The 13,272-nt window shown below is 43.7% G+C and carries 8 protein-coding genes; 1 reads left to right on the top strand and 7 read right to left on the bottom strand.

Translation table 11 applies throughout. The annotated features are described in order from the left end of the window. Position 1: 1 nt before the first annotated feature. On the bottom strand, positions 2-1,402 hold the full coding sequence (locus C8P65_RS04060; protein WP_107781558.1) for an efflux transporter outer membrane subunit: 1,401 nt from the start codon (positions 1,400-1,402) through the stop codon (positions 2-4). A gap of 191 nt (positions 1,403-1,593) precedes the next feature. After that, complete coding sequence (locus tag C8P65_RS04055; RefSeq protein ID WP_107781556.1) at positions 1,594-2,712, bottom strand: efflux RND transporter periplasmic adaptor subunit; 1,119 nt, start codon at positions 2,710-2,712, stop codon at positions 1,594-1,596. Between the two features lie 443 nt (positions 2,713-3,155). On the opposite strand from C8P65_RS04055, the gene C8P65_RS04045 reads away from it, so the two are divergent. Then, positions 3,156-4,547 carry a DUF5723 family protein gene (locus tag C8P65_RS04045; RefSeq protein WP_107781552.1) on the top strand — a complete coding sequence of 464 codons (1,392 nt, stop codon included), beginning with the start codon at positions 3,156-3,158 and terminating at the stop codon, positions 4,545-4,547. A gap of 176 nt (positions 4,548-4,723) precedes the next feature. Here C8P65_RS04045 and C8P65_RS04040 read toward each other — a convergent pair whose 3' ends face one another. The 5 genes from C8P65_RS04040 to C8P65_RS04020 all read right to left on the bottom strand — a co-directional run bounded on the left by C8P65_RS04040 (position 4,724) and on the right by C8P65_RS04020 (position 12,908). Beyond that, positions 4,724-7,681 carry a VIT domain-containing protein gene (locus C8P65_RS04040; RefSeq protein WP_245887317.1) on the bottom strand — a complete coding sequence of 986 codons (2,958 nt, stop codon included), beginning with the start codon at positions 7,679-7,681 and terminating at the stop codon, positions 4,724-4,726. A gap of 59 nt (positions 7,682-7,740) precedes the next feature. After that, complete coding sequence (locus C8P65_RS04035; RefSeq protein ID WP_107781548.1) at positions 7,741-10,002, bottom strand: GH92 family glycosyl hydrolase; 2,262 nt, start codon at positions 10,000-10,002, stop codon at positions 7,741-7,743. Between the two features lie 99 nt (positions 10,003-10,101). Further along, positions 10,102-10,479 carry a RidA family protein gene (locus C8P65_RS04030; RefSeq protein WP_107781546.1) on the bottom strand — a complete coding sequence of 126 codons (378 nt, stop codon included), beginning with the start codon at positions 10,477-10,479 and terminating at the stop codon, positions 10,102-10,104. A 27-nt stretch (positions 10,480-10,506) separates the two neighbouring features. Next, positions 10,507-12,192, bottom strand: coding sequence for a M23 family metallopeptidase (locus tag C8P65_RS04025; RefSeq protein ID WP_107781544.1), 1,686 nt, complete (start codon positions 12,190-12,192; stop codon positions 10,507-10,509). An 8-nt stretch (positions 12,193-12,200) separates the two neighbouring features. After that, on the bottom strand, positions 12,201-12,908 hold the full coding sequence (locus tag C8P65_RS04020; protein WP_107781542.1) for a metal-dependent hydrolase: 708 nt from the start codon (positions 12,906-12,908) through the stop codon (positions 12,201-12,203). Positions 12,909-13,272 lie beyond the last annotated feature (364 nt).

Below are 13,272 nucleotides of genomic sequence, written 5' to 3'. Positions count from 1 at the left end.
ATTATTTCCAGCCACCTCCAAGAGCTTTGTAGAGGGTGATGCCGTATTGCATACGGGTAAATTGGGCTTCGGCAACACTTAGTTCGGCATTGAGGCGGCTTACTTCGGCAGTGATTACCTCTAAGTAGTTCACCATACCGCTATCGAACAGCTGTTTAGAGAAGTCAGTAGCCTCTTGGTAGGCTTTCATCTCTTTGGTTTTTAGTTCGATTAGCTCGGTTTGAGTGGTAAAGTTGCGCATTGCGTCGGTTACCTCTTTGCCTGCTGAAAGGATAGACTTTTTGAGGTTGAGCAAGGCCGTTTCTTGGGCAGTGCGTTGTACCTCATACTGGGTGCGTATTTGTCGCTTATTGAGTATAGGCTGTGCCAGCCCTGCTACGAAGTTAGCAAACATAGATTTAGCTGAAAACCAAGTATCTAACTCGGTGCTACTCAAGCCCCCTCGTGCTGAAAGGGTAAGGGTAGGGAAGAAGTTAGCACGGGCTGCGTTAGTAAGTTCGAAAGCATTGCGCAAATTGAGTACTGCACGGAGTACATCGGGGCGGTTTTCTAACAACTTCACTGGGTAACCTTGTTTGAACTCGGTAGGAAATTGTTGGGCTGATAGGTTGCTGCGCTCTATGCTGTGCAACTCTTCGCCCATAAGCACGCAAATAGTATTTTCTAACGCCCATATACTGTTATTGATGCTGATAAGCTGGGCTTGGGCGTTGTATACGAGGGCTTCTATCTGTTTGGTAGCTACTTCGGTAGTAGACCCTGCCTCTTTTAGAAGTTTAGTGGTTTCTAAACTTTTTTGGCGGAAGTCGATAGTCTGCTCGAGTACCTTTTTCTGTTCGTCGAGCATTAGCAATTGGTAGTAGGCAGTTGCCAACGTAGCCACCACCTCTGATTGTACGGCTTTTTGAGCCTCGACTGTAGCTAAGTAAGAGGCTGTTTGTGCGCGTTTTTGGGCAGAGATTTTGCCCCAAATGTCGGCTTCCCAACTGGCACTGGCGGTAATGTCCCACAGGTTGCCATAGGTGCGGTCGCCTATGCCTCCGGCAGCGTTGATAGAGTTAGTGCTGCGGGTATAATCAGCTCCTACTGAAAGGGTAGGGATATAGGTGGTTTTGCTCTGCTTTAGATAGGCTTGCGCTGACTGCACGCTTTGCACTGCCATACGCACATCGAGGTTGTTAGTCAGTGCCTTGCTGATGTGTTGCTGCAGCAGCGGGTCGGTGAAAATATCGCGCCACGATACTGTAGCACTGCTGAGGCTATCGGTAGGGATATTGTCGGTGCGGAAAAGCTTTTCGCTAACCCCCTCGGGCATATATTCTTGCTTTTTGGGTGCTACACAAGCGGTAAGGCTCAGGGCGATACTCGCTGCTACTATAGATTTGTATATGATTCTTTTCATTTGGGTGTAAAATAATGTGAGAATACAAGTCAGAGGGCTATTATTTAACATCCCCCCTATGCACATACTCTGCTGCGCCAGCTCGCAGACTTCCTTCAAAGGGGGAGATGTGACGGTCAACATACACGAAAAACCTTTCGGATAGCCTAATGCATTTGGGTTAAATTATGATATTCGTGTATGACTAACGATTAATGACTAAAAATAGGCTGTATTCTTTTTACAATGCTATCCATTTGTACGATAGGCTCAGGTTTTACGTGCATACCTCTGCGCACAGCATTAAGCCCTTGTACGAGGATGATATCACCTTTAGAGAGTCCGCTTTCTACTACTGCATAATTATCGGCGCGGTTCTTAAGAGTGATAACGGTTTGTACCACTGAGTCCTTTTCTATTATTTTGTAAGCGAATACTTTGCCTTGTTGCTCGAAGGTAGCTACTTCGGGTATTACCAACGAATTGCTGAAGTGTTGAGGTACTCGGATAGTACCGCTGTTGCCATTGGTAAGAACTCCCTCTGGATTAGGGAAAGTAGCGCGGAACTGTATGCTGCCGGTAGTAGGGTCTATCTGCCCTGTTACTGCTTGTATTTTACCCTTTTGGGTATATTCTTTTCCGTTAGCCAATACTAAAGAGGCTTCGGGTAGGTTTTTGAGCTTTTCGGGTAGGTTTTTGCCCTCAGTATTATTCAAGAAGTCGAGGTATTCTTTTTCGTTCATAGAGAAGTAGGCATATACCTCTTTTACGTCGGATACAGTAGTTAGAACGGTGTTATTAGCGGTTACCAACGCTCCTTCGCGGTAGTTGATAGCACCTACTATGCCGTTAACAGGGGCTTTTACGACTGCAAAGCCGATGTTGCTCGCCACCTCGTTATAAGCAGCTTGGGCGCGCTGTAGGTTGGCTTTAGCCGTTTCGAGCTGCACTTTGCTCACTATATTTTTCTCTACCAAAGGAATGAGTTTATTCACTTCGACCTGTGCCACCTCGACCTGTGCTTTGGCTGAAGCTGCCGATTGGTTGAGAGTTTGTGTTTCGAGCTGAAAAAGCGCTTGCCCTTGGGTAACGGCTTGTCCCTCATCGACCAATACTTTGGTGATGTAGCCAGACACTTTGGCTTGCACAGGGCTGTTTACGACCCCTTCGATGTTTACAGGGTAAGAAAGGAAAGAGGTTGTATTTTGTTCGCCTACTACTATAGCAGGGTATGAGGGTATCTGCGCATTATTTTGCGCTGCTTGTTGTTGTGTGTTATTGCAGGCTACCATAGCAATAGCTGCCGTTGCTGTTAAAAAGATTTTATTCATAATACTTTATTGTTACTTATTAGTTTTAGGGGATTGCTTTACATAGATGAGAATTATTATGCAAAGGTAAAATGATGGTGGGGTTTGCGCAAATAAATTCGACGAAAAGGCTAATTTTATCGACGAAAAGTTTTTTTTAATAATTTATGCTCTCATTATTTGGGGGAGCAAAGGTAGTGCAAAAACTTGTGCTAAAAAAATACGTATTTGTTAATCTTTTCATAAAGTTTTTGAAGGCGAAGAGAGGGGTGATTTTTCGTTCGTCACATACTCGGCTGCGCCAGCTCGCCGACTTTCCTTCGCTTATCCTTCGCTCATCGTTCGCTGTAAGTATATCTGAAGTAAGGGGAAAGTGAGGAGGAATTTTTTTCTTCAAAATTGGCAAATTTGCTAATTGACAAATTATTTGTACATTTGTACCCTAAATTTTAATGTTCTATACAATGAAAAAAGTGTTTTTATCAGCATTAGTGTTGAGCACGATGGCAATGGAAGCTCAGCAATCGTTTTCAGGCTTTAGGGAGAGTCCGTATACAGGGGTGCTACAAGCTACAACTAACCCTGCTTATATGATTAGCAGCAAGCGCTCTTGGGACGCTAACCTATTTATGCTAAATGTGGGCATAAGCAATGACGCTATCAAGCTCGATACAGATATCAACAAGAGTATTAATGAGTTTGCACGCTTAGATGCTTCTAATCCGCTGGCGAAGAATAATGACATCAATGCGCGTTTTAATGTAGATGTATTAGGTCCTTCAGTATTTGTAAAGCTGAATAATAAACACGCTGTAGGGATTTTTACGCGTGTACGTGCTTTAGGCAATATCAACAACTTTGACGCAAAAATGATTCAATCATACATTTCAGACTATGATAAGTTAGAATTGCGTGATAACTACAGTCTAAACCTAAACGACCAAGAGGTGGTAGTACACGGTTTTTCTGAAGTAGGATTTTCTTGGGCAGGAGAATTGTATTTTGATGGGCGTAATGCCATCAAAGCAGGGGCAAGCGTTAAGTACATAATGGGTGCGGGTAATTTATATGCAGGCTTCCGCGACTTCAACGGTACTGCGAGCCTTACTACTGACCCTGTTAGCCGAAAAACAACCTTGGCTATTAATTCTACTAACGGGACATTTGATATAATAAACGGAGGAACAGATTTTCTCAATAATTTCACGGCTAATTCGCTAATGGGTAAAGAAGCCTCTACTATAGGTTTTGACCTTGGGGCTACTTACGAATACCGTGTAGATGCTTGTCAGACCTGCCATAACAAGCCTCACGACCTACGTATAGGCTTCTCGATTATGGATATAGGTACTGTAAGCTATAAAACTAATTCAGAATCTTATCGCTATAGAATGCCGTCTACAGGTACTGTAACTATACAAATGGATGATATTAGTGAAGAGAAACTACAAGAAGCTTATGGTATAGGGAACTTTAAAAAAATAGCACAAAAGACAGTGAAATCATCACTTCCTACAACGCTGAACCTAAGTGCTGACTACCGCATATTTGGAGGTTTGTACGTTAATGCTTCAGGGCTTGTGAATCTTACTTCTAAGAGCAAAACAGATGTGTATAACGCTTATTACGCTAATACATTCTCTTTTACACCACGCTTTGATACTAGTGCTTTTGGAGCTTATTTGCCTATTTCATACAACGAAATAGCTAAGACTAACATAGGTTTTGGATTGCGTTTAGGGCCTCTTACTGTAGGTTCAAGTTCTGTTATCAGCAATGTTATAACCAAAAGTGCTCACGAGCTTAACTTCTTCGTAGGGCTTCGTTTTGGACATATGGTATATCCTAATAATTAAAATAATGTTAGTTCGATATATAAACATCCCCCCAGCCCCCTTCAAAGGGGGAGCTCATACACGAGCATCATAATGGCACAATATACCTAAATCGAACAACAAAAAATACAAATAAAAAAAGCGGTTCAGCACGTGCTGAACCGCTTTTTTTATTTGCTTATCATATTTTTAAACTATTAAAACTCGAAAGTGCCTACTTCTATGACCTCTTTGGCGTTGCTTAGCCGTACGGTGGTCTCTTGTTGTTTTTGTTGAGGGGTACCGTAGTGGGTGTAGAAGATAATGCGCAAGCTAACCGGCATTAGTTGCTTTTGCGAACTGGTACCAAAGTAATCTACTTGTACTTTGTACTTGCCTTTTACGGCTTTCTTGAGCATAAACTCTTCAGGACCATAGCCTTGAGTAACATCTTCAGAGATTTTACCGCCTAAATAAGTAAGCTTATTGCTGTAATAGCACTTCTCGTTTTTAGGGTCGGTTACCCATAAGTCCATATCGCAGTTGTCGGTATCCCAACTGAGCACTACGCGTACATCAACTGGTTCTTTCTTTAGCAAGCGTTTATCGATATAGCTGGTGTTTATGCCTTTATGGCGCGCTATTAGGCTATTGATGTCGTTCATCGTTACGAGTTGTACATCGCCAAAACGACTGCTCCACACACCTGTTACTACTTTATAAAGGGTTTTGACAGCCTCGTTGTACTGAGCGTCATCGGCTAAGGCTAAGCCTAAATCGCGGAAAGATTGCGGTTCTTCTTCGCGTAGTTCGGCTACCTTGCGGAACACTTGTACGGCTTCTTTTTTAGCTCTGTAGCTGCTGAGTTTGTAACCTAGCATACGCAACAGTTGAGGGTCGTCTAAGCCTAACTCGGCTAAGTTAGAGATTACTAAAATAGCTTGTTCTTTATTGCCTTTTTTGAAGAAATAGTCAGCTACATCGGCATAGAAAGAAGGGGTGCTACCATACTCTTCTTTGAGTTTGTAGTAAGTTTCTACAGCTTTGGCTTCATCGGCGTACTCCATTACTTTTAGGTAAGGCGTATCGGGGTTGTAGGCATTGAGGGCAATGCTACCGGTAGGGGCTTCAGGAGCGTCTTCTGAGTAGCTTTCGCTTCTCTTCATTGCTGCATTAGAAGAAATAGCACCTACCATAGTGGTCTTTCTTTGTGGGGCATTGTCCATCATCACTACTACTTCTTCAAGTTGGTCGGCGTCCTTATCAGAGAGGTTTTCTACAACTGTTACTCTTTCTTCTTTGTGTGCCACAGGGGTAGCCTCAGCTAAGCTTACAGCCTCAGTTTCCTCAGCTTCGACTTCTATAACCGGTTTAGTATTTTTAACTTTCTTAGGGTAGGAAGTTTGCCACCACTTAGTCTGGTCGGCTGATTGCCCAATGACCTCTTCTAAGGATTCTTTAACGGACTCTTTTTTATCTTTCTCTTCTTGTTGTAGATACTTTTGATACTCTTGTAGCAACTCTTTAGGCGGAGTGATACGATAGCGCAGATAGTCGCTTACAGTTTCTAAGACTATTAGCGAGTTGCCCTCGGTTACGATGCCATACTCGCGCCCTACAGCGTCTATTTGCTTTTGGTCAGCCCCAATGCGTTGCAAGTGAGCGATTTGCTTTTCAGCCCATACACGGCGCAAGAGAGCGTATTCGCTTTGGCTAGTTGCATTATCCTTGCTAAAACTGATTTCTTGTTGTGCCACTACCTTATTAGGGTAGCCCACTGATACTACTATAGTCGCTTCGTCAGAGAGGAGTTTGCCAGCAAAGGTAAAAGTCTCGCCGCTGAGGGCTGTGCCTTTTTCTGGATAAAGGTCTTTTACTTTGCCTTTTTTCACTTCATAGCCTAAGAGCTGAAAAGGGGTATAACAGGCTGCTTTTACGGCTTCGGGAGTGCTAAGAGTGGTCAAATCGATAAAGTTACCGCCAGTTGCCCCTGCTAAATACTGCATTTTGGCAGTGTTGGCTATTGTGCTATTATTGATAACAGTTATAGGAGTTTTAATCTGTTTTACCGCTTCGGTTACTGAAAAGTCCTTAGCGCCAAAGTTGAAAATACCATCGGTGAAGAGCAAATATTCATCGCACTTAGGGCTGAAGCTCATCGCATTACCATCGGTAGCCCCATCGTATTTTAAGGTTTGTAGATAGGCTTTTAGGGGTTGCCAATTACCATTTTTTACCTCAAAATTAACGGCTTCGGAAGTGCGTATGCTGAAGGTGCTAAGGGTTACCTCGGTGTTCTGAATATGAGAGAAATAGTCGTTTAAGAAAGCAAATGCTTTTTCTTTGTCGGCTTGGACGGCTGAGTGCGACACGTCCCACAGGATACCTAATTTTTTAGGGGCGTTTTTAGGCTGTTGAGGGGTATTGCCCAACGCCATAGTACCGTACAGATAGCTGCTACTACCTTTGGTAGCCGTTAGCACTTGGGGCTTTTCTACCTTAGGGAAAGTAAGAGCTATGTTCTTGTTAAGGGAGTAATTGTCTTTGCTCAGCTCGCTAATATAGCTATTGCGCGTCTGTTTGAAGTCGAGCTCAAGACTGTTTTCAATATCAGCTTTCACAAGGCGCGATACTACTTCGGTACGCAGTTTAAACTTCTGTAGCTGGAGTGCAGAGGCGATAGGCAAGAAGTAGAAATCTTGTCCGTTTTTCTGACGTAGCTCCTGCTCGAAGGCGATAAGCACGCGCCGAGAACCTTGTGCAGGCATAGGGTATACGCGGGCTTTGAAGTTATTGCCCTCAGTCTTTTCGAGTAGACCTGGGTCTATGCCACGCCGTACGATGTCTTCAAAGGCTTTGCGCCCTAAAGCCTTATCGACTACAACCCCTTCGCGCATCTTGCCATTGATGTCGAGGGCAAAGCGCGATACTTGCTGACCATCGGCAAGAGGGAACTGAAATTCGCCCTCCATTACGCGGGTGTTAGGGTTGTAAAAGGTCATTTCCATAGTAGTAACGGCGGTTTGCCCTACTACCAAAATGTCTACCGAGAGCTCTCGTAGCTCCATAGGGTTGGCATTACGTTGGTTTACTACTTTCACCTCGGGTAGCGCTGTTTTTTGCGACAGTGCGATAAAAGGAAGTAAAAGTGCAGCAGATGATAAAAAATGTTTCATAGTAATTATCTATTTTATAATTACTACATAACAATTAGTGTGCCGAAATAATTAATTTGTCACTTAAAAAACGTCAAAGTGCCATTCTCTCTAAATGCGGCAAAAGGTATCTCGAAGCCTTCCATTGGCTTTCCGTTTAGCTGTACGTATTCTACTAAAGGACTGTTAGGATTGCGACTTACATTCTTTATTAAAAACTTTTTACCTTCGGGCAATTGCAAAGTTACTGTTTTAAACAAAGGGGTGCCCAATAAGTAACTATCGCTAGCAGGGGTTACGGGGTAAAAGCCTAAAGCGGAGAACACATACCAAGCAGAGGTCTGCCCGTTATCCTCATCGCCGCAATAACCATCGGGGGTAGGGGAGTAAAGCCTGTCCATTACCTCGCGTAGTTTAGCTTGGGCTTTTTCGGGCTTGCCTGCGTAATTGTAGAGATAGATAAGATGCTGTATAGGCTGGTTGCCGTGAGCGTAATTGCCCATTCCTACCAGCTGCATCTCGCGTATTTCGTGTATGGTAAATCCGTAATAACTATCGTCAAAAAGTGGGGGCATCTCAAACACTTCGTCTATCTTTTTCTCGAAAGCCTCTTTGCCGCCCATCAGCTGTACGAGTTCCTCAAAATCTTGAAATACCGACCAAGTGTAGTGCAGACTATTCCCTTCAGTAAACGCATCGCCCCATTTTAGCGGATTGAATGGCGATTGAAACTTGCCGTCCTTATTCTTGCCGCGCATCCATTTGGTTTCGGGGTCAAATACATTTTTATAGCGCTTAGATTGTTCGTAATACTGTTTGGCTATATCTGCCTTACCCATCTTTTCTGCCATACGCGCAATGCAATAATCAGCATAGGCATACTCAAGGGTACGGGCTACGTTCTCGTTAATCTTCACATCATAAGGCACATAGCCTAAACTATTGTAGTAATCTACCCCCTCGCGTCCTACCGACTTCACAGGTCTGCCCTCACTTTGGGTAGCGTTTTTGAGCATCGCTTCTAAGAGTATTTCGGCATCAGCAGCTTCTATATTTCCTTTCAGGTAAGCATCAGCAATGATAGAAGCCGAGTTAGACCCTATCATACAATCGCGATGCCCTGGGCTTGCCCATTCGGGTAACCAACCAGACTCTTTATAAGCGTTCACCAATCCTTTCATCATCTGTTGGTTCATTTCAGGATACAATAGGTTAAACAGCGGGAATACCGAGCGAAAAGTATCCCAAAAACCATTGTCAGTAAACATATAGCCCTTTTCAACCTTGCCGTTATACGGACTGTAATGCACTATTTCTCCCTCTTTGTCGTACTCGTAGAAAGTGCGTGGGAAGAGTAGCGTGCGGTACAAACAAGAGTAGAAAGTGCGCAAATGGTCTATATTTTCGTCTTCTACTTGTATCTTGCCGAGTTCAGCCTCCCAAAGGGCAAGTGCTTTCTGTTGGGTTTGTTCGAAAGTATCGTTGCCGAGCTCCGTTTGCAAGTTCAATAACGCTTGTGCAGGCGAGATAAAAGAAGAAGCTACTTTGGCAGTTATCTGTTCGCCTTTTTTGGTGCGGAAGCCTATCACAGCACCAGTGTGTTCGCCCTCACTTTCGGGTTTGTTGCTCAGTTTATAGCCATTGCCCCACGTTTGCACGCTCTCAAAATCTTTATCAAAGGTAATCACGAAGTAGTTATGGAAGTTTTCGGGTACACCGCCGCTACTATTGCGGGCATAGCCTATAATCTTGCGTTCTTGGGGCAGTACTTGTACCTTCGAACCTTTGAAAAAAGCATCTAATAACAAATAGGCTTTGTCAGTTTCGGGGAAAGTAAAGCGAAACTGAGCCGCGCGGTTAGTAGGAGTAATCTCTACTGTAGTATCATAGTCAGCTAAATAGACTTTATAATAGTGAGGTTGTGCTGTTTCGGTTTTGTGCGAGAACCACGAGGCGCGCTCGTCTTCTTTTATTTTCAAGTTGCCTACTACAGGCATTAGGGCAAAAGCCCCATAATCGTTTATCCACGGACTTGGCTGGTGGGTTTGCTTAAAGCCTCTTATCTTCTGAGCGTGGTACTGATAAGCCCAACCATCGCCCATCTTGCCTGTTTGGGGCGTCCAGAAGTGCATACCCCAAGGCACCGCAATAGCAGGGTAAGTATTGCCGTTAGAAAGTTCGAATGTAGAGTCAGTACCCATCAGCGGGTTTACGTAGGTAGTATAAGAGGTGGCAGGAGGCTCAACAGGTACAGCTTGTTTTTCTTCTTTTTTAGGAGTTTCAGTAGGAGCCCCACAAGCTACCATTCCACCGCAAAGGATTAAAAAGAGTATATTTTTCATAATTAACTTTAGTTTGTTGTGTCTTATAGTTTATACCTAAATTGATTAGGAAAAATGGTTAATCATTAATCCTTTAATAATTAACCATTTTTCATTGCTTTATAGCACCGCTATACAAGAAATTTCAACCTCTACCCCCTTAGGTAGTTTAGCTACTTGTACGGTTTCGCGGGCAGGCGCTGTTTTTTCATCGAAATAACGAGCATATACACCGTTTACTTGTGCAAACTGACCCATATCGGCTAAGAAAATAGTAGTTTTTACTACTTTTTCAAAGGTAGTGCCTGCCTCTGTGAGGATAGCTTTAAGGTTTTCCATCACTTGCTCAGTAGCGGCTTCAATGCCTGTTACCACTTCGCCTGTTGCAGGGTTTACGGGTATCTGTCCTGATACGTAGAGGGTGTTACCTGCCAAAATAGCTTGGGTGTAGGGCCCGATAGGAGCAGGTGCTTTGTCTGTAAAAATGACTTGTTTCATATAAAATTGGTTTTTAATTTCCGTTTTTTAAGAGTTGGGGCGAGTGAAAGTAGCTTTTAGCGTACCAACGTTGCCCACCTTGTCATAAGCATTAATGTTCAATTCGTATTTAGTAGTATCGGTAGTATCTACATCGTCAAAGTTAAAGGTAAGGGTGTGATTTTTAGGCTCGTACTCAAAGAGTATCCACTGCCCATTCAGGGTAGCACTACAAGAGGCAAAACCGCTGAGGTTATCGCTTACGGTCACTTTTAGGGTGTTGCCCTTTACTACTCCTTTATCTTTGAAATTCAATGCTTTAAGGGTAGGAGGGGTGCTGTCTTTCCGCAGGCTATATCTGCCCAAATTGCGCGCACGAGCGGTAAATACGCCATCTTTATAAACAGTAGTAGCAAAACCACCTGCTGCCGAGATAAATACCTTGCTGATTTCGTCCTCTGCAAAATTAGTGTTTTTCATAGTTACGGTAAAGTACTTATCTACAGGCGTGCGGCGATTGCCGATAAGCAGCCCATCGCTGTCTTCGCTGATGTTGATAAGCTGGTCTTCGTAGAAAGTATTTTCGGGGAAAAACACACTTCCTTTAGAGAGTTCGTAATAGTTATCGCGCTTGGCTATTAGCTGCTTATTACCCTTGTTTTCAGGTCTTTCGGTCTTCAGCTCTAATCGCTCGCCTTTTATGGGTATATGTACCGAAGTAGCATTGCCCTTAAAATCTTCTACCACTACCGTAGCCGTATAGGTTTGCCCTTCTTCTATGGTCAGATAGCCGTTGTTTTCCTTTAGTATCTTGTATATCTCTAAGCGGTTACCAGGTTTCTTGTAGAGCAGCTGTACAAAACTTTTGTCAGACAAATAACGCTCGTAATCGGTTAGAATATTGATACAGCGAGTATCGCCAAAATTCACCTTGTCGAAGGCGGATTGCAACTGGGGCTCACCATTGAGCAGTAGGGTAGCCTTGTAGATACCGTTTTTGTGCAAGGTGCCATCTTGGCGGTCAAAGGCTTGAAAACCAAAGCCAATAGTGCCGATAGCCCTAAGCGTATCAGTAACGAAAGAGCCGTCAGGCAATCGTTTTTTTTGCAATTGCTGCGATAACTGGGTGTGAGCTACCTGTGCATCATTGCCCAAAGCGTAGGCAAAAAGCCCTGTTATTTCAGGAGGAGTAGTGTCTTCTATCTCTCGGAAAGCAAAAAGCAACGGATTCCAGCCGTTATTGCTCGTATCGCGCACCTCAAAGTGCAGATGCGGCCCGTGGCTACCACCGGTATTGCCACTTACGCCTACCCATTCGCCTTTTTTCACTACAAATTCGTTTTCGGCAGGGGTAATATCGATGTCGTAGGTCTGTTTTTCGTATTGTTTTTTCTTTACATATGCCTCTATAGCAGGCGCGTATTTCTGTAGGTGTCCGTAGGTAGTTACATAGCCATCGGCGTGGGTGATGTACAGCATCTTGCCATACCCATACGGACTTACTATTATACGCGATACATAGCCGTCTTGGGCTGCCAATACCTGTAGTCCTTCTCTACCTTCAGTCTTGAGGTCTAAGCCTCCGTGGAAGTGGTTAGGGCGCAGTTCGGCAAAGTTCCCTGCCAATAGAGGTTTAGTATTTAGGGGTACTATAGGCTGGAAATCTTGTGCACGGCTATAGGTGGTAGCAAGTAAGTGGCAGCTAATGTAGGCAAGTAAAAGGAGTTTTTTCATTAGTGATTTTATAGTGTACTGATATTAAGGTCTTTAAGGTCGAGGGTTGCCCCTATTTCAATGAGGTGTAGGCGGCGATGGTCATCTTTAAATTTTTGTTTAGACGATTCTTTATTAATTTTTATCACAGGGAAAGTGTCGTAATGCACCCCTAATACGTTGTCTACTTGTACGAAACGAGCAGCCGTAAGGGCATCGCGTACACCCATCGTATAATTGTTGCCGATAGGGAAAATACCCAAATTGACCTTGTATTGGTGGGGGATAATCTTCATATCGTAGTGAAGGGCGGTATCGCCTGATATATAGATAGTTTCATCGTTATAATCGATGAGGAAGCCAGCCGGATTGCCACCGTACGAACCGTTAGGGAACGAAGAAGAGTGTTCGGCTTTAATCATCTTTATTTTCACTTTGCCGTCTACAAAGCGGTGAGAGCCTCCGAGGTTCATACTATGTCCGCTAAGCCCTAGTGCCTCAAAGTGGGCGAGTATTTCGGGGTTAGTAATCAGCTGAGCGCCAGTGCGTTTAGCAATAGCCTCTACATCGGCTATATGGTCAGCGTGGGCGTGAGTGATAAGTATATAATCAGCTTTAATAGAGTTGATGTCGATGTGTTTAGCCAGAGGATTAGGGCTGATAAAGGGGTCTACTAAGAAAAAAGTGCCGTCAATATCAATATTTACGCAAGCGTGCCCGAGATAAGTGACTTTCATAATGTTATTTTTTAGGGTTTATAATTATGCGGCAAAATTACGAATAAAAAGCAAAACTACAAAAAATAATGTAATTAGCCCCGCTGGCGCAAGCTTGTAGCTCGTGTCCAATTCACAATTCAAAATTCTCTCCCCGTCCTACCTGTCCTACTTGTCGCACCCGTTCTCCCAATTCAAAATTCTCTCCCTGTCCCACAATCGCCGGTGCGGCTCGCCCTCCCAGCCCTCTCAGCTGTCATATCCTAAAATAGGTTTACACTAAAATAGGAAAAAAATATGACAAAAGGGCGAGCAGAGATAGTTCGGTACAGTGATTGCTTTAAGAGAGCTGTCATAGAAGAAATAGAGAAAAAAGGCTTAAGTA

Origin of the sequence: Capnocytophaga leadbetteri, from assembly GCF_003054025.1 — a bacterium.
Taxonomy (GTDB): domain Bacteria; phylum Bacteroidota; class Bacteroidia; order Flavobacteriales; family Flavobacteriaceae; genus Capnocytophaga; species Capnocytophaga leadbetteri.
The sequence above is the reverse complement of the archived record's forward strand: the minus strand, read 5'-3'. Positions and strand labels throughout refer to the sequence as shown.